General features: G+C 54.3%; 19 protein-coding genes. 7 read left to right on the forward strand and 12 right to left on the reverse strand.

Going from position 1 to position 20718, the window contains the following annotated elements; all coding sequences use genetic code 11:
* Positions 1 to 72: 72 nt before the first annotated feature.
* On the reverse strand, positions 73 to 405 hold the full coding sequence (locus KGP21_RS15295; protein ID WP_059200914.1) for an SMR family transporter: 333 nt from the start codon (positions 403 to 405) through the stop codon (positions 73 to 75).
* A gap of 252 nt (positions 406 to 657) precedes the next feature.
* Between KGP21_RS15295 and nifJ the strand changes: the two genes are divergently transcribed.
* Positions 658 to 4191 (forward strand): pyruvate:ferredoxin (flavodoxin) oxidoreductase, encoded by a 3534-nt coding sequence (nifJ, locus tag KGP21_RS15300; RefSeq protein ID WP_223535597.1) that lies wholly within the window; start codon positions 658 to 660, stop codon positions 4189 to 4191.
* Positions 4192 to 4291: 100 nt separating this feature from the next.
* Here nifJ and KGP21_RS15305 read toward each other — a convergent pair whose 3' ends face one another.
* Positions 4292 to 4867, reverse strand: a complete 576-nt coding sequence (locus KGP21_RS15305) for a hypothetical protein (RefSeq protein ID WP_186486424.1) — start codon at positions 4865 to 4867, stop codon at positions 4292 to 4294.
* A 148-nt stretch (positions 4868 to 5015) separates the two neighbouring features.
* Here KGP21_RS15305 and ttcA point away from each other — a divergent pair, with 148 nt between their 5' ends.
* Positions 5016 to 5957, forward strand: a complete 942-nt coding sequence (ttcA, locus tag KGP21_RS15310) for a tRNA 2-thiocytidine(32) synthetase TtcA (protein ID WP_059200917.1) — start codon at positions 5016 to 5018, stop codon at positions 5955 to 5957.
* 140 nt (positions 5958 to 6097) lie between these two features.
* Complete coding sequence (locus KGP21_RS15315) at positions 6098 to 6496, forward strand: VOC family protein (protein ID WP_021806533.1); 399 nt, start codon at positions 6098 to 6100, stop codon at positions 6494 to 6496.
* 328 nt (positions 6497 to 6824) lie between these two features.
* On the opposite strand, the gene zntB is transcribed toward KGP21_RS15315, so the two are convergent.
* The 3 genes from zntB to KGP21_RS15330 all read right to left on the reverse strand — a co-directional run bounded on the left by zntB (position 6825) and on the right by KGP21_RS15330 (position 10095).
* Entirely contained in the window at positions 6825 to 7808 is a 984-nt protein-coding gene (zntB, locus tag KGP21_RS15320; RefSeq protein WP_071683442.1) for a zinc transporter ZntB, read from the reverse strand.
* 141 nt (positions 7809 to 7949) lie between these two features.
* Complete coding sequence (locus KGP21_RS15325) at positions 7950 to 9584, reverse strand: ABC transporter substrate-binding protein (RefSeq protein WP_021806536.1); 1635 nt, start codon at positions 9582 to 9584, stop codon at positions 7950 to 7952.
* A gap of 160 nt (positions 9585 to 9744) precedes the next feature.
* Complete coding sequence (locus KGP21_RS15330) at positions 9745 to 10095, reverse strand: hypothetical protein (RefSeq protein WP_021182239.1); 351 nt, start codon at positions 10093 to 10095, stop codon at positions 9745 to 9747.
* A gap of 147 nt (positions 10096 to 10242) precedes the next feature.
* On the opposite strand from KGP21_RS15330, the gene mpaA reads away from it, so the two are divergent.
* Positions 10243 to 10950 (forward strand): murein tripeptide amidase MpaA, encoded by a 708-nt coding sequence (gene mpaA, locus KGP21_RS15335; protein ID WP_059200921.1) that lies wholly within the window; start codon positions 10243 to 10245, stop codon positions 10948 to 10950.
* Here the strand turns inward: mpaA and ycjG are convergent.
* A complete protein-coding gene (gene ycjG, locus KGP21_RS15340; protein ID WP_223535599.1) occupies positions 10947 to 11918 on the reverse strand; it encodes an L-Ala-D/L-Glu epimerase in 972 nt (323 codons plus the stop codon). The two genes, mpaA and ycjG, sit on opposite strands and share 4 nt — an antisense overlap.
* A 167-nt stretch (positions 11919 to 12085) precedes the next feature.
* Between ycjG and tpx the strand changes: the two genes are divergently transcribed.
* Complete coding sequence (gene tpx / locus KGP21_RS15345; protein WP_021806539.1) at positions 12086 to 12589, forward strand: thiol peroxidase; 504 nt, start codon at positions 12086 to 12088, stop codon at positions 12587 to 12589.
* 64 nt (positions 12590 to 12653) lie between these two features.
* On the opposite strand, the gene tyrR is transcribed toward tpx, so the two are convergent.
* On the reverse strand, positions 12654 to 14225 hold the full coding sequence (tyrR, locus tag KGP21_RS15350) for a transcriptional regulator TyrR (RefSeq protein WP_021806540.1): 1572 nt from the start codon (positions 14223 to 14225) through the stop codon (positions 12654 to 12656).
* A gap of 31 nt (positions 14226 to 14256) precedes the next feature.
* Between tyrR and KGP21_RS29640 the strand changes: the two genes are divergently transcribed.
* The gene (locus KGP21_RS29640) at positions 14257 to 14385 is read left to right on the forward strand and encodes a hypothetical protein (protein WP_256461354.1); all 129 of its coding nucleotides are present in this window, start codon (positions 14257 to 14259) and stop codon (positions 14383 to 14385) included.
* A 195-nt stretch (positions 14386 to 14580) separates the two neighbouring features.
* A complete protein-coding gene (locus KGP21_RS15355; protein WP_059200923.1) occupies positions 14581 to 14946 on the forward strand; it encodes a hypothetical protein in 366 nt (121 codons plus the stop codon).
* Positions 14947 to 15068: 122 nt separating this feature from the next.
* Here KGP21_RS15355 and KGP21_RS15360 read toward each other — a convergent pair whose 3' ends face one another.
* The 5 genes from KGP21_RS15360 to pspD all read right to left on the reverse strand — a co-directional run bounded on the left by KGP21_RS15360 (position 15069) and on the right by pspD (position 20648).
* The gene (locus tag KGP21_RS15360; RefSeq protein WP_037375979.1) at positions 15069 to 16352 is read right to left on the reverse strand and encodes an MFS transporter; all 1284 of its coding nucleotides are present in this window, start codon (positions 16350 to 16352) and stop codon (positions 15069 to 15071) included.
* Between the two features lie 125 nt (positions 16353 to 16477).
* Entirely contained in the window at positions 16478 to 17671 is a 1194-nt protein-coding gene (locus tag KGP21_RS15365; protein WP_037375980.1) for a M20 aminoacylase family protein, read from the reverse strand.
* A 277-nt stretch (positions 17672 to 17948) separates the two neighbouring features.
* A complete protein-coding gene (locus tag KGP21_RS15370; protein ID WP_024529301.1) occupies positions 17949 to 19007 on the reverse strand; it encodes a YcjF family protein in 1059 nt (352 codons plus the stop codon).
* A complete protein-coding gene (locus tag KGP21_RS15375; RefSeq protein WP_209527158.1) occupies positions 19004 to 20401 on the reverse strand; it encodes a YcjX family protein in 1398 nt (465 codons plus the stop codon). Before KGP21_RS15375 ends, KGP21_RS15370 begins: the two co-directional genes overlap by 4 nt.
* Positions 20382 to 20648 (reverse strand): phage shock protein PspD, encoded by a 267-nt coding sequence (gene pspD, locus KGP21_RS15380; protein WP_021182062.1) that lies wholly within the window; start codon positions 20646 to 20648, stop codon positions 20382 to 20384. The genes KGP21_RS15375 and pspD overlap by 20 nt, the downstream gene beginning before the upstream one ends.
* Positions 20649 to 20718: the final 70 nt, after the last annotated feature.

Here is a 20718-nt window from a genome sequence, read left to right on the forward strand (position 1 = left end):
TTAGCTTAATAATAGAAATATGATTAGCCATTAATTTGGCTTTTTTTTGACCTGAAAGCATTTCGCTCCCGATCAGTGCCCTGCCGACTTGGACAGCAGATTAATCACCAACACACCGGCAATAATCAGCCCCATACCAACCACCGCAGGCAAATCCAGCTTTTGCTGGTAAATAAACACCGCGGCAATCGACACCAGCACGATCCCCAATCCCGACCAGAGGGCATAGACAATCCCTAGCGGCATGGTTTTTACCACCATCGAAAGCCCCCAAAATGCTACCGCGTAACCCAACACGACAAACACCGATGGCCACAAGCGGGTAAACCCTTCAGAGGCTTTCAGCAAGGTGGTGGCAATCACTTCGGCGATAATCGCCATGGCTAAATAGATAAATGCGGTCATTTTCAACTTCTTCTTTCTGTTTCGCGTCACATCAATATTAGGACGCGGAGATTAAATTAGCGTTACATCGCGGCAACGCTTTACCATTACGCTGCAAATAGTAATTATTTTTTAACGAAATATCACCTTACATCCAGATTTTTGTGCGCCACACAAATGCGATAAAGCACAAATAACCCCCTCTGTTAGACTTTACTGATGATTATAAGAAGCTGACTTTTGCAGCTTTGTGAGCACAGAAAGGTACTGCAGATGATTACTACAGATGGTAATAACGCTGTCGCTTCCGTGGCTTATCGCACCAGTGAAGTGATTGCCATTTACCCAATTACCCCGAGTTCGACCATGGCGGAACAAACCGCTGCCTGGTCCAGTGACGGCAAGAAAAACATTTGGGGCGACGTCCCCAACGTGGTGGAAATGCAGTCCGAAGGCGGAGCCATTGCTACCGTGCACGGTGCGTTGCAAACCGGCGCACTTTCCACCTCCTTCACCTCGTCCCAGGGATTGCTGTTGATGATCCCTTCGCTGTATAAGCTGGCCGGGGAGCTAACGCCATTTGTCCTGCACGTTGCCGCTCGCACCGTCGCCACTCATGCATTATCCATCTTTGGCGATCACTCCGACGTAATGGCCGTACGCCAGACCGGTTGCGCCATGCTGTGTGCCAGCAACGTGCAAGAAGCGCAGGATTTCGCGTTGATCGCCCAGACGGCCACGCTAAACAGCCGCCTGCCGTTCATCCATTTCTTCGATGGTTTCCGCACCTCGCACGAAATCAACAAGATCGCCCCGCTGAGCGACGAAACGCTACAGCAGATGATGCCGCAGGACGCCATCGACGCCCACCGCAGCCGGGCTCTCTCACCGGATCATCCCGTCATACGCGGCACGTCAGCCAATCCGGATACCTACTTCCAATCGCGGGAAGCGACCAATCCGTGGTACGACAATACTTACCAGCATGTGCAGCAGGCGATGGACAAGTTTGCGGCCATCACCGGCCGCAGCTATCAGCCGTTTGAGTATTACGGCCACCCGCAGGCCGAACGCGTGGTGATCCTGATGGGGTCCGCCATCGGTACCTGTGAAGAAGCGATCGACCACCTGCTGACGCGCGGTGAAAAAGTGGGCGTTCTTAAAGTTCGGCTTTACCGTCCTTTCTCCGCCAAACATCTGCTCGCCGTACTGCCGGAAAGCGCACAAAAAATTGCGGTACTTGACCGCACCAAAGAACCGGGTGCTCTGGCCGAGCCTTTATACCTGGATGTAATGACCGCGCTGGCAGAAGCCTTTAGCCGTGGCGAACGCGCCAGCATGCCGATGGTGATTGGCGGGCGCTATGGGCTGTCTTCCAAGGAGTTTGGCCCAGACTGCGCGTTGGCCATTTTCCGCGAGTTGATGCTGGATAAGCCCCGCCCCCGTTTTACCGTGGGTATTTTCGACGATATTACCGGTCTGTCACTACCGCTCCACGAAGAAACGCTCCCTCAGCGGGCCTCGCTGGAGGCGCTGTTCTATGGTTTGGGCAGCGATGGCTCGGTTTCTGCCACCAAGAACAACATCAAAATTATCGGCAACAGCACGCCGATGTTTGCCCAAGGCTACTTTGTCTACGACTCGAAAAAGGCCGGTGGCCTGACCGTGTCACACCTGCGGGTTAGCGATAAGCCGATCAATTCGGCGTACCTTATCGACCGTGCCGACTTTGTCGGTTGCCACCAATGGCAGTTTATCGACAAGTATCAAATGGTGGAGCGGCTAAAACCTGGCGGTATTTTCCTGCTTAATACCCCTTATAGCGCGGATGAAGTCTGGTCACGCCTGCCGCAGGAGGTCCAGGCGATCCTGCATCAGCGCCAGGCAAAGCTTTACATCATCAACGCGGCCAAGCTGGCGCGCGAATGTCATTTGGGTGCCCGCATCAATACCGTGATGCAGATGGCCTTCTTCCATCTGACAAAGATCCTGCCGGGTGAAGTGGCGTTGCAGGAGCTACAGGGAGCGATTGCCCGCAGCTACAGCAACAAGGGCCAAGAGGTGGTCGAACGTAACTGGCAGGCCTTGGGCGCCACGCTGAGTGAGCTGACGGAAATCCCGCTGCGCCCACTCGACAGCAACAGTCCGATACGTCCTCCGGTGGTTTCCGACGCCGCGCCGTATTTTGTCAAAACCGTTACCGCCGTGATGCTGGCGGGGCTGGGCGATACCCTGCCGGTTTCTGCATTCCCGCCGGACGGCACCTGGCCTGTAGGCACCACGCAGTGGGAAAAACGCAATATCGCCGAAGAAGTGCCGATCTGGCAGCCGGACCTGTGTACCCAGTGTAACCACTGCGTCGCCGCCTGCCCGCATTCTGCCATTCGCGCCAAAGTGGTTCCACCAGAAGCCATGGAGTACGCCCCTGCCACGCTGCAATCGCTGGATGTAAAATCCCGTGATATGCGCGGCCAGAAATACGTATTGCAGGTCGCCCCTGAAGATTGCACCGGCTGTAACCTGTGCGTAGAGGTTTGCCCGGCGAAAGATCGCCAGAACCCGGAAATCAAGGCGATCAATATGGCATCCCGCCTCGATCATCTGGCAGAGGAAAAGGCTCATTATGACTTCTTCCTGCAACTGCCAGAGATCGACGCCTCGCAGTTGGAACGCATCGATATCCGCACCTCACAGCTGATCTCTCCGCTGTTTGAATATTCGGGTGCCTGTTCCGGCTGTGGCGAAACGCCGTATATCAAGCTGCTGACCCAGCTATATGGCGACCGGTTGCTGATTGCCAACGCCACCGGCTGTTCTTCTATCTATGGCGGTAACCTGCCCACCACGCCTTACACCACCAACGCCGATGGCCGTGGCCCAGCCTGGGCAAACTCGCTGTTTGAGGATAATGCCGAATTTGGTCTGGGCTTCCGCCTGACGGTGGATCAGCACCGCCGCCGCGTATTGCGCCTGCTCGATACCTTGGCTCCGCAATTACCTGCCCAGTTGGTGGCCTCATTGCAGGCAGACGAGATCGCCACCGGCCCGCGCCGCCAGCAGATCGCCGAATTACGTAGCCTGTTGGCTAACGTGGCAGGTAACGACGCCCGTCAGCTAGCTACCGATGCCGACTATCTGGTAGATAAGTCTATCTGGCTGATCGGCGGTGACGGCTGGGCCTACGATATCGGCTTCGGCGGTCTGGATCATGTGCTGAGCCTGACGGAAAACGTCAACGTGTTGGTGCTGGATACGCAGTGCTACTCCAATACCGGCGGGCAACAATCCAAGGCCACTCCACTGGGGGCCGTGACCAAGTTTGGTGAACACGGCAAGCGCAAGGCTCGTAAGGATCTTGGCGTCAGCATGATGATGTACGGCCATGTGTATGTTGCGCAGATCTCGTTGGGGGCGCAGCTTAACCAAACGGTGAAAGCGATTCAGGAAGCGGAAGCCTATCCCGGCCCTTCCCTGATCATCGCCTACAGCCCTTGTGAGGAACACGGTTACGATCTGGCACTGAGCCACGACCAGATGCGGCAGCTAACCGCGACCGGCTTCTGGCCGCTGTATCGCTTCGATCCACGTCGTACTGCGGAAGGCAAAGCCGCGTTGGCGCTGGACTCCCGGCCACCGAACAGTGAGCTGACGGCGACATTGAACAAGGAACAGCGTTTCCGCCGCCTCAACACGCAGCAGCCTGAGGTTGCCGCCGCGCTGTATGAAGCAGCAGAAAAAGAGCTGAAGGAGAAATATGATTTCCTAAGCCTGCTGGCTGGGAAGTCGGAGAAGGCAGCTTCGGAGTAACACTTTTGAGGGCGCGGTTTCGCGCCCTTTTTTGCTCTGGTTCGCCATGAAGAAGCGCTGCATGCTACGCCCATACAAACGATCGTGGTCACCTGAACACTTACGAGCTGTTTTTTAATATCAGTGAGCAAGTGTATTCGCACTCCAAGAGCCAGAAAAAGCGCTTTGCGGTTGCCCTGATGTAATCACACTGTTTTTGACGTGGAATGTCGAAGTGCCTTGGGAACATAACATGTAAATAACCATACTCCTCATCAAAGCAATCAACGAAATCGCTTCGGACTCCATTCCAATAGTTAACAATTCGACTTAACATTGGGCTATCAAAATCATACCAGCGATCGAACGTGTCGATTAACGCGCCCCAAACGACATTTTCATCCTCAGACCAGGCCAAAATCTTAAAGCATCGTCGAAAATAGTAGACCGTGGCCTCCAAGCTATCTGGATAGGGCTTACCGATATCTTTGAGGTATGCAGCAAAATAAGTTTGTACCTCTTCCCTGACTAAATCCTTGTCCAGCCCTAGCGAAGCCAATATCAGCAAATTGCTAGAAGGATCACCAGCCAATACCCTCTGTTCAGCCCAGTCAGTGAAGTCACGTAAGTTTTGAATGGTAAAATCAGGTCTCGTCTTTGCGAGGAGATCCTTTAAATCTGTTGCGATGCCAACCACAGTCTATCCCTGAATGGCTATGAGCCTTGACCTGACATTACCACAGCTCAAACGAATAATGACCAAATCCTCCCAGAGAATGCTAAACTTGCCCGCTAAAAGTGTCATACCGCCGTAGCGCACCCAAATGAGAACGAGCACGATTTAAATGTCAGAAAATCAAACAATTAGCCAAAAAGCTCAGTACAACCTGAACAAACTGCAAAAACGCCTGCGCCGCAACGTGGGTGAAGCCATCGCCGCCTACAACATGATTGAGGAAGGCGATCGCATCATGGTTTGCCTGTCCGGCGGGAAAGACAGCTATACCATGCTGGAAATCCTGCGCAATCTGCAAAAAAGCGCTCCGGTGAATTTCTCACTGGTCGCGGTGAATCTCGATCAGAAACAGCCCGGCTTCCCCGAGCACATCCTGCCAGCCTATCTGGAAAGCCTGGGGGTGGAATATAAGATCGTTGAAGAAAACACCTACAGCATCGTGAAGGATAAGATCCCGGAAGGCAAAACCACCTGCTCGCTGTGTTCACGCCTGCGCCGCGGTATCCTTTACCGTACCGCCACCGAGCTGGGTGCCACCAAGATTGCCCTTGGCCACCACCGTGACGATATCCTGCAAACGCTGTTCCTCAACATGTTCTACGGCGGCAAGCTGAAAGGTATGCCACCCAAGTTGATGAGCGACGATGGTAAACACGTGGTGATCCGCCCGCTGGCCTATTGCCGCGAGAAAGACATCGAGCGTTTCTCGGTAGCGAAAGAATTCCCGATTATCCCGTGCAACCTGTGTGGTTCACAGCCAAACCTGCAACGCCAGGTGATTGGCGATATGCTGCGCGATTGGGACAAACGCTACCCAGGCCGCATCGAAACCATGTTCAGCGCCATGCAGAACGTGGTGCCTTCGCATCTGTGCGATACCGAACTGTTTGACTTCAAAGGTATTCACCACGGCAGCGAAGTAGTTGATGGTGGCGACTTGGCGTTTGACCGTGAAGATATTCCACTGCAGCCGGTGGGTTGGCAGCCGGAAGACTCGGATGACAACGGCTCGCCCGCGTTTGAACGCCTGAACGTGCTGGAAATCAAATAGTCCCTCTCTCCGCCTGTGCCCGCAGGCGGAGGTTTTTTCTCCGCTTAATGTTAGATCCTGTTCACAATTCACGCATAAAGTGCCTGACAGTGCGGTTTTTACCTTATACTGTTTATTTATACAGTCAAAGGAGACCAACGATGAATATCACCCCCTGCCTTTCCCACGTCTCGCTGGGAACCAACAATTTCGATGCCGCTGCACAGTTTTACGACCGGGTTCTCGGGGCGTTAGGCTGCCGACGCGTGCTGGAACACCCTGGCGCTATCGGCTATGGCCGTGACTATCCTGAATTTTGGTTGCAACTGCCGATAGATGGCAAACCCGCAGGCACCGCGAACGGCGTGCATATTGGCTTCTTCGCCACCAGCAAGCAGCAGGTTGATGAGTTTTATCAGCAGGCGGTCGCCGCTGGGGCACAAGGAGACGGTGCACCGGGCTCACGGCCACATTACGGTGCCGCCTATTACGGCTGTTTCGTCCGCGATCTGGATGGCCACAAGATAGAAGCCAGCTTCTGGGACGAAAGCGCGGCTTAGCCTAATCGGGCGGCGTGTTGTTAATTGGGCGATCTTGGACGGCATGTCTCTAACTGGGCGCAGCATGTGAGCGCCCCTACGGAGTGAGCCGGTTGTTTGGGATTCGCCAAAGGGAAAAAAGCATAAAAAAATGCCGGTGATTAAACCGGCATCGTATTGAATTAAATGTGCTATGCAATAATTCTAAAAATAAGTAAATAAAACAATTATGGAGCGCAACGCCCATCGCTTGACGTTGCATTCACCTGCGGGAGTAAGAATGCCGCAGTTCGCGTAAGCAAATGTTGATACTGCTCAACTTTACTCGCGTTTTCGCCACTATTTGTCGTTACAACCAGCGGCTACGCCTCAGCCACCAGGCAACGCCCCCGACCAATGCCACTAACATAAAGCAGAAAGAGGCAAACGCCAGCGGGCTACCGCTGCCTGGGATCCCCCCCAGGTTGACCCCGAACAGCCCAGTCAGGAAAGTGGTTGGCAGGAAGACCATCGCCATCAGCGACATGGTGTAAGTACGGCGGTTCATGGCATCGGCCATCACGGTAGTGATCTCATCAGACAGGATCGCCGTACGGGCGATACTGCCATCCAGATCATCTAATCCGCGCCCCAGGCGATCGGCAATGTCCTGCATGCGGCGACGCTCATCGTCATTCATCCACGGCAGGCGGTCACTCGCTAAACGCGAGAAAACATCGCGCTGCGGGGCCATGTAGCGGCGAAGCACAATCAACTGTTTGCGGATCAGCGCCAATTGCCCACGCTCAGGGATTTGCTGCTCTAATAGTGCATCTTCCAGATCGATGATCTTGTCATGCAGATCTTCGATGAATTCACTGGTGTGATCGGTGAGAGCATCAGCGATTTCTACCAGCCAGTTACCGCTATTAATCGGCCCCTGGCCATTGCGCAATTCATTGACCACCTCATCGATCGAGTAGACCTTACGATGGCGGGTGGAGATAATCATCTTATCGTTGATATAAACGCGGAACGTCACCAGTTGGTCAGGCCGCGAGTCCGTGTTGAAATTGATGCCACGCAGCGTGATCAGCGTCCCGTCGCCCAACCGGGTGACGCGTGGTCGGGTGCTTTCCCCCGCCAGCGCTTGTCTTACCAGATCCGGCAGCAGAGGCGTGTTGGCAAGCCACTCGGCGCTGGCCGGGTGGGCGTAGTCCAGATGCAGCCAGCACGGCTCCTCGCTGGTGATCTTATCGTCATTCTCAATTGGCGTGGTGCCACCCTTGCCGTCGAGTTGATAGGCATAGACCGCGTCGGGCACCTGCAGTTCGCGCCCCTCAATGACATCCATTCAAAACCCTCATTATTTTGCCGTTGATACAGAGTCTAGCGTTATTGCCTTAGGGATCAAAGTGGCAACGCCATAACGGGATCTTAAAGTAAAAAGCCCCCGCGTTGGCGAGGGCTTGGGCAGGCGTCAGGACTCTGAACATCAATGTTTCAGAATATACATTTCCTGACTGTAGGCGACATCTTCTGGGTTAGTGATTGGGTAACCTTTCACCCAAGGCTTGATCAGACGCCCGTTGGTATATTGATAGATCGGGGCGATCGGGGCCTCGGCCGCAATCATCTGCTCGGCCTTGTTATAATCCGCGGTTAACGCCGTTGGATTAGTCTCGCGACTGGCATCGGCCAACAGACGGTCGTATTGCGGGCTGTTAAATTTGGCGATATTCCCGCTGTGTGAAGAGGTCAGCAGTGACAGGAAGGTCGAGGCCTCGTTGTAATCCCCCACCCAGGAGGCGCGAACCACGTCGAAATTGCCGGTGTTACGGCTGTCGATATAGGTTTTCCACTCCTGATTTTGCAGTTTAACGTCAACACCCAAGGTTTGCTTCCACATTGACGCCACGGCAATGGCAATCTTTTGGTGGCTCTCTGAGGTGTTATACAGCAGGGTCAATTTCAGGGGATGGTTCGGGCCATAACCTGCCGCCTGCATCAGCGCCTTGGCTTGCTCGTTCAACTCTTCCTGGGACTGTTGCTGCAGCAGGCTGGTTTCCGGCTTAAAGCCCGCAGTGACATCAGGGGTGAAGTGGTAGGCCGGTTTCTCGCCGGTGCCCAGCACTTTTTCGGCAATGATCTTGCGATCGATAGCGTAAGACAAGGCTTTGCGCACCCGTACGTCATTGGTTGGCGCACGTTGGGTATTGAACGCGTAGTAATAAGTGCCAAGTTGATCCGGCGTGTAAACCTGGTCTGGGATATCCTTCAACAACTTCTGGTACATGTTTTTCGGGAAGGATTCGGTAATATCGATATCACCAGCCTGATAACGCTTGGTGGCGTTAGATTCCTGGTTGATCGGTACAAAGGTCACCTTGGTCAACACGGTGTGTTTATGATCCCAATAATGGTTGTTCGGCACCAATACCAGTTTCTCGTTAACCACTCGCTCTTGCAGTTTGAATGCGCCGTTGCCAACCAGATTGCCCACTTTGGTCCAATCGTTGCCGTATTGCTCAACCACGGCTTTAGGGACTGGGAACAGGCTGAAGTTCGCCGTCAGGCTGACAAAATAGGGCACAGGCTTGTTCAACTGCACTTTTAGCGTATGGTCATCCACTGCCACCACGCCAAGCTTATCGATGGGCAGCTTACCGGCGATAATCTCTTCGGCATTCTGGATCCCGGCTAGCTGAGCAAACCAGGCAAACGGCGACAGGCTTTTCGGATCGACCAGCCGTTGCCAGCTATAAACGAAGTCTTTCGCCGTGACAGGGTCACCGTTGGACCAGCGGGCATCTTTGCGCAGCGTGAAGATATAGGTCTGGTTATCCGAGGTCTGCCAGCGGGTGGCGACACCGGGGATCACTTTGCCATGCGCGTCCTGATTCACCAGCCCTTCAAACAGATCGCGTGCCACCTGCGCTTCTGGCAGGCCCACGGCTTTAATCGGATCGAGCGACGCCGGCTCATCTTTGATGTGCCGCACGATCTCCTGTTTCTCCGCCAGAGCGGTACCTGGGGGAACCTGAGCTGCCATAGCACCACTAATACCCGCGCTGATGGTGACCGCGCAAAGCGTTAAACGAAAACTCGCCAGAATTTTTCTTCTCGTCATGTTAGATATGCCCCAGTTAACCCCATGAATTTTTTATCATATAGCACAAAGATGCCCGCCACCTATAGCCTGGCGTAACAAGAATGTAAAAAGTGGATGTTTGATCCAAAAAAAAGCCCGCAGCCATTATCGGCAATGCGGGCTGATTGCTTAGGCAGGATCAGTCGTAAAGATGAATACTGGCGATCTTATAGCTGAACTCTTCCCCTTCTTCTTCATCGAAGATGGTGAAATAGCCTTTCTCTACCAACGGGTTGAGATGGATATCGGTTTTTTGCAACTGGCGTGATTCGGCGTCGTCAAAACCATAATCGAGGAAAAACTCCCCTTTCTGATGATCCACGTGCAAGGTGAACGGATAGTTGGACTCGTCACCACGCCCATCGTCATTTTTCACTACGCCAAACCATTCACCCTGGCGGATCTGGTTTTCTGCATCCACGCCGCACAGTAGGGTGATGGTGTCTTTTTCATTTTCGCTGTAACGCGCGACTATTCTGGCAACTGGCATGTTAAATCCTCTTTATCGTTAGCACTTGCCGATAGTATAACAATAGACATCACTTTATTCGCTTAACAGACTGGGAAAGATGAGCGAAAGCGTAATACACTCAATAACATCGCATTTCTTTCTGACTTTGGCTTAAAGGGAAACCCCATGACCCAACACAGACCGCGCAGTGAGCGTGGCCAGCTGGCAGTTGCAGGTGAAACTTACGGTAAATCGATGTTAGGCGCCCCACTGCTGTATTTCCCGGCGGCCAGAAGCGGCCCGGATACCGGGTTGGTGATTGCAGGCACCCACGGGGACGAGACTGCCGCAGTGGTGACGTTATCCTGCGCATTGCGCAGTATCGCCCCCGCCCAACTGCGCCATCATGTGATCCTGGCGGTCAATCCGGATGGTTGCCAGCTTGGGCTGCGCTCCAATGCCAACGGCGTCGATCTGAACCGTAATTTCCCGTCGGCCAACTGGCGCTCAGGCGATACGGTCTACCGTTGGAACAGCGCGGCGGAGGCTCGTGACGTGCGGCTCTCCACCGGCGGCAGGCCAGGTTCCGAACCGGAAACCCAGGGATTATGCCATCTGATCCATCGCCTGAAGCCACGCTGGGTGGTGTCCTTCCATGAGCCATTGGCCTGTATAGAAGATCCGGAAAGCTCCGCGCTGGGCGTTTGGCTGGCGCATAAGTTTGCCCTGCCGCTGGTGACCAGCGTTGGCTATGAAACCCCGGGTTCATTCGGCAGTTGGTGCGCAGACTTGTCCTTGCCCTGCATCACCGCCGAGTTCCCGCCGATCTCAGCCGACGCCGCTAGTGAAAACTACCTTGCCGCCATGGTCGAGTTGCTGACCTATGCTGACTAGCGTGAAAGCTCAATAGCACCGCACTCAAAGGCCAAACCGGGCACTACGTCTTTTGCCAGCCAGGTTGGGCCATCGAGATCCACAAAACGGGCACCAGGCACCAACGGCAACGCCGCCGTAATGGCTCTTGAGGTGCAGAGCATACAGCCAAGCATGATCTCGAAGCCCTGAGCGCGCGCCTGTGCGGCAAGCTGTAATCCTTCGGTCAGCCCACCGGTTTTATCCAGCTTGATATTGACCATCTGATAACGCCCCACCAACCGAGGCAGATCGCCGCTGGTATGGCAGCTCTCGTCGGCGCAAATCGGTAATGGATGGATGAAGTTTTCCAGGGCGCTGTCGTCGCTGGCCGGTAAGGGTTGCTCCAGCATCGCCACGCCTAAATCCGCCAGCAGTTGGCAACGCGATGCCAAACCTTCCGCCTGCCAGGATTCATTGGCATCGACGATCAACGTCATCTGCGGCACCGCCGTGCGGATCGCCACCAGCCTTTCGCTGATCAGATGATCGTCGAGCTTGATTTTCAGCAGCGTCGCGCCCTGTTGTTCCAGCTCTTTAGCGGCAAACGCCATCGCCTCCGGCGAGCCAATGCTGAGCGTTTGCGCCATCACTACTCGTTCCGGCTCGGTAACTCCGCTCAATTGCCACAGATCTTTGCCCGCAAGGCGGCATTCCAAATCCCATAATGCCGAATCGACCGCGTTACGAGCCGCCCCCGCAGGCATCAGGCGTTGCAACTCCTGCCGGGTTACCCCTTGTGCGATGGCCGTGGACACTTCGGCCAGTTGCTCCATCACTGAGGTTTCGCTCTCGCCATAGCGCGGATAAGGGGTGCATTCACCGACACCGCACATCCCCTGCTGTTCAATCTCTACCACCACGACTTTGGCTTCGGTCCGGCTACCGCGTGCGATCACAAAGGCGGTGTGCAATGGCCAGGCTTCAGGGTAAAAACGCATGCTTCTCATAACGGCTCCCGAGCGAAAAAACCACATAAAGTCAGTCCACTATACCTGCAGTTGATAAACTTTATCTATCCAAGGTGCGATTGTTGCCTTAAACTGCTTCGAGATTGTGAACTCGGTGTTAATCGGCTTCACATCTTTGTATAAACATCGTTGAAAGGAACCGAGCAATGACTCAGACCGTACATTTTCAAGGCAACCCTGTCACTGTAGCAGGCAAACTGCCACAGCAGGGCGAGCAGGCAAAAAGCTTTACCCTGGTTGCCAAAGACCTGTCAGACGTTGCCCTGAGCAGCTTCGTGGGTAAACGCAAAGTCCTGAACATCTTCCCAAGCATTGATACCGGCGTCTGTGCCGCATCGGTGCGTAAATTCAACCAGTTGGCGAGTGGCCTGGATAACACCATGGTCCTGTGTATCTCTTCCGACCTGCCGTTCGCCCAGTCACGCTTCTGTGGTGCTGAAGGCCTGAACAACGTGGTTACTCTGTCTACCCTGCGCGGCGGTGATTTCAAGCAGGCGTATGGTGTAGAGATTGCCGAAGGCCCGTTGGCCGGTCTGACCGCACGCGCCGTGGTGGTGCTGGATGGCCAGGACAACGTGCTGTATAGCGAGCTGGTAAACGAAATTACCACCGAGCCAGATTATGATGCCGCGCTTGCCGCGCTGAAATAAGCCTGTAAATACCAAAAAGCCCGGTTTATAAACCGGGCTTTTTTATACCTGAAATAAAGTAGCGCTATTCTTCGCTGTCGTCGGTCAGCTTGCGATTGCTCAGCCCGTATTCCCGCAGCTTATTGGCAATTGCCGTATGCGAGACGCCCAAGCGCTTGGCCAGTTTGCGGGTGCTGGGATAAGTGCGATACAGACGAGTCAGCACCGAGCGTTCAAAACGCTTGCTGATATCATCCAGCGAGCCTTCCATCACTTCATCCCCTAACGCTATCTCCACCTCAAAATCCGGCAGAATGATATCTTGCGGGCGCAGCTCGTAACCGTCCGTTTGGGTCAGAGCACGATAGATGGCGTTCTTCAACTGTCGCACGTTGCCCGGCCAGCCGTACTTGCAGAGGAAGCTACTGAGATCGTTGGCCAGTTTCGGCCTGGCGACCCCTTGTTCATCGGCAAAACGCGCCACAAACAGCTCGGTGAGCGGCATGATATCCTGCGGGCGTTCGCGCAGCGGTGGGATGGTGATGGTCAGCACGTTCAAGCGGTAATAGAGATCTTCACGGAATTCACCGCGCTGCACGAGTTCGGTCAGGTTTTTCTGCGTGGCACAAATCACCCGGACATCCACATGCACCTCATGCTCTTCCCCTACTCGACGGAAAGTACCGTCGTTGAGGAAACGCAACAGTTTGGTTTGCATGCGTGGCGACATCTCGCCAATCTCATCGAGCAGCACTGAGCCACCGTTGGCCTGCTCAAAGAACCCCTTCTTACCTTCCAACGCATTCGGATAAGCGCCCGGCGCATGGCCAAACAGTTCGCTCTCCACCACATCATCAGGCAAGGCGGCACAGTTCAGCGCCAGGAACGGCTGTTTACCACGTGGGCTGCGCAGGTGGCAGGCCCGCGCCAAAATATCTTTCCCCGTGCCGGTATCGCCCACAATCAGCAATGGGGCATCCAGCATGGCCAACTTGCGCGCCTGCTCCAGCACGTGGCGCATCTTCGGGCTGACGGCGACAATATGGTCAAACTCGGTATCATCATTGACCGACAGGTTCTGCAGTTGGCGGCCCATGCGGGCGGTGGATTTGAGCATGACCACGGCGCCCACAGGGGAATTCTGTTGTTGCTCATCTTCCAGATAGATCGGGGTGATATCCATCAGGAAATCCTGGCTGCGGATCACCACCCGCTCGGAATGCGGCTTAGTATCTTCACTCTCCAGCCAGCGGCTGAAGTTGTAGCCGCCAATCAGCTGGCTCGCCGTTTGATTGCGGATCTTGTCTTCGCTGAAGTTGAACAGCGTCTGGGCCGCCGGGTTAGTCAGCTCCACCTTGCCTTTCATATCGATGGAAAACACCGGTTCCGGCATCGACTCCAGCAACGCACGTAACGCACGGTGTTCACGTTCAGAAGGCATAAAGTTAACGGTGCGCACATCGGTCACACCGCTGATGCGCCGGATCTCCGCCATCAGCGCGCGGAAGGTATCAAAATCCAGCTGGGAAAAATTGAGGTAAATACGGCCGATAGGATCTATTTCGATGCCGCGCAGGTCGATACTGCGCGATACCAAAAGATCGAGTAATTCTCGAGTGAGACCGAGACGGTCTTCGCAAAATACTTCCAAACGCATCAGTATTGGCCTTATCTCTGCAGGTGCGGGGATGTCTGGTGATGATGATAACCTCTCCCCCCGGAAGGAAGAAGCGATCTGTCAGCAAAAGTTGACAGAGCTCCAGTTTATCACTGCTATTAGCGGTTTTAAACGCCAGCCAATAACACCATCGGCGTAATTTTAGCTTATTTCTAGAGAGTTATTATATTCTGCATTATTTTGGCAGCGGATTATCACGCGATTACAGGCGGATGTTCTTTCGTCAATCTGTGGTTACAAACTAAAAAAAGCGACCTCACTGGTTACAAATGATAGTAATTCTCGTCTGACTATTTTATAGTTGCGCAGAGTAACTATTAACGGGAAATTGACCATGCTTAGAAAGCATACACTGGCAGCATTCTGCTGCACCACGCTGTTGTTGAGCGCCCCAACCCAGGCGCTGGACCTATCCTACAAGGCGCCGGAACCCAGCATTAAAGACGCCCCCGCCCCCAAGGCGACACCAGGGCCCGCAGAAAAAACTGCCAAGGCACCAATGGTTTGGTCAGAATCAAAAGATGAAACCGGCTTCAGTGCCAATCTTGAATGCGACCATCCCAGCTGCAGCCGCCCACGCGACAAATCGTATTCTAGGCTTAATGGCCCGGTGAAAAAAACCGATCGCCTGCGCCAGTCCGATCCCTACTCCACCAATCAGGATCCTGATTACAGCGTGAACATGGGCTATAAATGGTAATGATGCTTTAAGCGTCCTGATAGAAGACCTGTTCAGCCGCATGATCGTGGGTGTCCAAGTAACCTTGCTTACCCAAAAGAGCAACCCCTCTCGCTCATTGAGAGGGTTGCAGGGAGAGGTCATTAATTGAGCGGCGTCTGGCTGGTTTCCTTGATGTACAGGAAGGCAAACAGCGATAAAACACAGCCAGCAATCACGTAAAACGCCGGAGCCGTAGTATTGCCGGTTAGCTTGATTAGATAGGAAGCCGCCGATAGTGAGAAACCACCAAAGATCCCCACGGCAACGCTATACACCAACGATAACCCGGTGGTTCTTACCCGTCTTGGGAATATTTCCGGCAAAATGGTGATGGAAGGCGAAGCACCGATAATATTGATAATGCTCAGCACAATCATCACCGCAAACAGCATTTCAACACTGGGGTGAGTGCTGAGTAAATAAAAGGCCGGATAAATCAGTACAACAATCGCTATTCTCGCCCACGCAATCAACCGAACTCTGCCGACCTTATCTGACCACATCCCGGCCAGCGGGCCACCAATCAACGTAATCAAACCGGCGACGGCACCAATCAACATGCTATAGCTGGTATCCAGCTTTAATATGCTGATGGCGTAGTTGGGAATATAAAACATGATGATCATATGCGGAATGGTTCCCCCCATCGTCAGCAAAATTCCCGCCAAGGTTTCTTTATAGTAGGTAGTTATCACTTCCAGCAGGGGGATTTTGCTGACGCTTTCGCTGGCCGTTGGTAAGGTGTGAGTGGCGGTTTCTTCCAGCTTAAAGCGAATATACAGCCCCACCGGAACAATCACGATGCCAAACAGAAACGGAATACGCCAACCCCAGGCTTCCACACTCGCCTCTGGCATACAATTGACCAGGATCACCAACGTCATGGCGGCAAATACGTTGCCCGCACCTTGGCTCGCGACCTGCCATCCCCCGTAAAACCCGCGATTATGGGGTTTAGCATACTCCACCAGCAGGGTGGTTGATGCGCCTAACTCACCGCCTGCGGAGAAGCCTTGCATCAGCCTGGCCAGGGTAATAATGATCGGGGCCGCAGTCCCGATGCTCTCATATGACGGGGTGATACCAATCGTCAGGGTACTGAGCCCCATCAGCAGGAACGTCAGCGTCATGGCGGGCTTGCGCCCTTTTTTATCGGCATAATGGCCGATGACCAGCGCCCCCAACGGCCTGGCAAGATAACCCATCCCAAAGATCAGGAAGGTCATCGTCATGCTCACCAAAGGATCTGTCGCGGGGAAATAAGCTTTTGCAATGTAGGTCGCAAAAAATGCGTACAGCACCAAATCAAAAAACTCTAAGCCATTGCCTAACGTGGTAGCCACAATGGCCCTTGCCGGGGACTTTCTTTCCTTGACGCTATCCATGGCCTGTCCTTTTATGTAGGAACGCCACATGCGGCGTCCGTCCAGATAATCGATGTTATGCCAGGATCAAACATGTTCGACCCCGACAAATTCAGCAGCATTAGCAAGTTATTAAAGGCCGAGGTTTATTCCTTCAGGAATTCCTGCGTCAACGCAGACCAATAGGCGATCCCTCTGAGTATAATTTCATCATTAAAATCATAGCCGGGGTTATGTACCATGCAGCTGTTTTCACCCTTGCCGTTACCTAATAGTAAATAACTGCCAGGGCACTGGTTCAGCATAAAGGCAAAGTCTTCGCTGCCCATCAACGGTTCTGGAATATCAATTACCTGCTGCGGATGGCTTTCACCCATTAAATTTTGCGCCACCTGCTTGGCAAAACGGGTCATCTCCGGTTGGTTAACCAACACGGGATAGGTGTGATCATAGTCAATATCGATCCTGGCACCGTATGAGGCCGCCTGGGCCGCCACTAACGTCTTGATGCGCTCTTCCAACAGCTCCCTGACTTGCGGATCCAACGCGCGTACACTGAGTTTTAATACCGCAGAGTCGGCGATGACATTACTGGCCATGCCTGACTGGAATGAACCTACGGTGATCACGCCCGGCTCTTGCGCCCCCAAATTACGCGCGACGATCGTCTGCAATGCCATCACAATGCTAGCTCCGACGACCACGGCATCAACGGTGCCTTTCGGCATCGCTCCATGGCCCCCTTTGCCGTGAATGGTGATGGTGACCGTATCACTGGAAGCCATAAACGCCCCCTCACCAAAGACAAACTGCCCCTGCGGGAAGCCCGGCATGTTGTGCATGGCAAAAACGGCGTCACAGGGGAAGCGTTTAAACAGGCCATCGTCGATCATCTTCTGGGCACCTGCCAACCCCTCTTCTGCAGGTTGAAAAATGAGATGCAAGGTGCCATCGAAACAGGCGTGATCGGCCAGATAATGTGCCGCACCAAGCAACATCGCGGTGTGGCCGTCATGCCCACAGGCATGCATGATGCCTTCGTGCTGACTGCTGTAAGGGAGTTGCGTATTTTCCAGGATCGGCAAGGCATCCATATCTGCCCGAATACCTAACGTGCGGGGGCTGTTACCTCTTTTCAGCGTCCCAACCAGGCCGGTGATACCGAGCCCACGTGTCACCTGATACCCCCACGCCTCAAGCTTTCCCGCCACCAGATCGGCGGTTTGTCGTTCCTCAAATCCCAGTTCAGGGTATTGATGAATATGTCGACGGAGGGTTTGGCTTTCATCGGCATAGGGTTGGAAGGTCTCTAAATTCGGCTCACGGTGCGGCATGTTCATTACCTCCTGTCCTTGGGATTGATGTCTTGGTGCTGAAGCAGCAAGTGAATACGGCGGGATTACCCGCTGGCGTAGTCAGATATTCAGATTAATTGTTAGTCAAATATACCGTCTTCTTTGCCGCGGTCCGTGGGATTTTTCGTGACCAAGACCGCAAAACAAACACTTGATTAACTTATCATTAACAATTAATGGGTATTGCAGCGGTGTACAAAAAGAAGGGAGTTTTGGACGGTGCGGCCACCAGGCTGCGTCTGATTGACGCAGCCTGGTGGAGTCAGACCTTGCTTTGACCTTTTTTCATGGTGTCTTTCAGTTGGTTAATCAATTGACCACGGAAATCACCCAGTTTTGGCTTATCGCCTTCTAACCAGGGTAACGGGCGGCACAGTTCCATCGCCTTGATGCCCAATCGCGCCGTCAACAGACCTGCCCCAATCCCCTGCGCTGCCCGCGCAGACAACCGCGCCGCAATATCCTGCGACATCCAGTCCATGCCCACTTCCCGCACCAGTTCAGAAGCACCAGCAAAGGCGATATTCAGCAACACCAGACGGAACAGACGAATACGGCTGAAATAGCCCAGTTCGATGCCATACAGGGCCGCAATGCGGTTAATCAGGCGGATATTGCGCCAGGCGATAAAGGCCATGTCCACCAAGGCCAAAGGGCTGACGGCGATCATCAGCGTCGACTCTGCCGCCGAACGGCTGATTTCGCGCCGCGCCTGATTATCTAACACCGGCTGCACCAGCTTGGCATACAGCGCAACCACTTCGCGGTCGTTCTGGGTTTCATGTAATGAAGCCTGCCAGCGTTGCAATGCGGGGTGCCCTTGATCCAACCCGGCCTGACGCGCCAGCTTTTCACAAAACTCGCGCCCTCTCCCCAGGCCGTGACTGTGCAGCAGTTCCCGAGCTTCGTCACGCTCTTCTGCCCGTTGGCGTAGGCGGTATAGCCTGCGCCATTCCCCGACCACCGAACCGATACCGGCGAAGACGATCAACCCACCGGCGATCCCACCACCCAGCGCAATCCAATCCTGCTGCACCCAGGAGGTATGCACCCACTGGACACCTTGAGCCACCACGCTGACGCCAAACAGCATCAGCCCGGCGTTAACCATTTTACGCCACAAGCTGCGCTTGGGTTTCAACGCTGCGTTAACGATACCTTCCGCGCGCCCTTCCTCTTCTTCCTGCTCCATCTCTGGCGCTGCCGGATAGAATTTCTCGGCTTGCTGTTCGTCAAATTCCAAGCCTGCGCGCAACACCGGTTCCTGTGGCGGCTGCAACGGCTCGGCAAAATCGATACGCGGTTTTAACGGCTCGCTCATCGTAATTTATCTCCCAATAAAAACTCCATCACCGCGTCCAGACGGATATGCGGCAGCGGGCTGTCAACGCTCATCATACGTGGGCGGAACTGGTCAAAATGGAACCCTTGTTGCTGCCAGAACGCCGGGCCAGGCAGGCGCGCAGGCACTTCGCCGGGGAAGACCGTCAGCGGTGCACCATCGTCCAGGCGGTGGCCTTTCAATGCCGGGATCGGCTGCCCATGATGATCGACAATGCCGCTTTCGGTCGCCTGTACCGAAGCCAGGCCGACGCAGTCCATGCTGATGCCTTCAAACGCGGCATTCTGCCAGGCCTCCTGCACCAGTTGCTGTAACAGCGAAACCAGATTGGCGTGCTGATCGGCGGTGATATGATCCGCCTTGGTGGCCGCAAACATCAGTTTGTCGATGGTCGGCGAAAACAGGCGGCGGAACAGCGTACGCTTGCCGTAGTGGAAACTTTGCATCAACTGAGTCAGCGCCAAACGCATATCATTAAACGCCTGCGGCCCGCTGTTGAGCGGTTGCAGGCAATCCACCAGCACGATCTGGCGATCGAAACGAACAAAGTGCTCTTTATAAAACGCCTTGACGATCGACTGACAGTAATAGTTAAAGCGGGCGCGCAGCATACCCGCATTAGTATGTTTGTCCGCCTGTGCCAGGCGCGATTCCCCTGCCGCATCGACGTTCGGCCACGGGAAGAACTGCAGCGCAGGCGCTCCGGCCATATCGCCAGGCAGCACAAAGCGCCCAGGTTGGATAAAGTGCAGCCCTTCAGCCTTACAGCGCAGCAGGTAGTCGGTATAAGCCTGGGCGATTGCCGCCAGCTTGTTTTCATCCGCCGGGACCAACGGATCGAGATCTTTGCACAAGGCCAGCCAAGGCTCGGCCCAGCGCGCGCGGTCGCCCTGCAACAACCCAGCCATCTGACGTGACCAGGCCAGGTAGTCCTGTTCCAGCATCGGCAAATCCAGCAGCCATTCGCCCGGATAGTCGACGATCTCCAGATACAGCGTGGAGGTTTCTTTAAAATGGCGCAGTAGTGAATCATTGGAGCGATAGCGCAGCGCCAGGCGGATTTCGCTGACGCCACGGGTTGGCGTTGGCCAACTTGGCGGATTGCCATACAGCTGCGCCAGGCCTTCATCGTAGGTGAAACGTTGGATACCGAGGTCGCGTTGAGGAATGCGTTTCACCCCCAACAGCCTTTCTTCCCGCACAGGGGAAAACAGCGGCATACGTGCGCCGCTGTGAACATGGAGTAATTGATTGACCAATCCGGTGATAAACGCCGTCTTACCACTGCGGCTCAAGCCGGTGACTGCCAGCCGCAGATGACGATCCATCCCGCGATTGACCAGCGAAGTTAACTCATTTTGCAGTCGTTTCATTGTTCTCCTTGGCATAGCGCCCGAACGCCTTGTTCAGCCCTTTGCGAACCAGCGGTTCCAGCAACAGGGCCAACACGTAACGCAGCGGTTTGCGGCTGACGGTTTTCAGCAACCACGCGGTTGCCCCCGCCGGGCCATAACTCATTAGCGCTATGATGATGACTTTCGACAAGGTCTTCAACAATGCACCTACTCCCCATTTTGGTGAAGCAGTTTTTGGGGCATTAATCGCATAGGTTTTGCTCATGGTTGCGGCCCTCTGGCAAATGTTGGGGAAAAAGTCGGTGCAATGCCTGACCTGCGGCATACGCAGGCCC

The organism is Serratia sp. JSRIV004 (assembly GCF_019968705.1).
In the GTDB taxonomy this organism is placed as follows: domain Bacteria; phylum Pseudomonadota; class Gammaproteobacteria; order Enterobacterales; family Enterobacteriaceae; genus Chania; species Chania fonticola_B.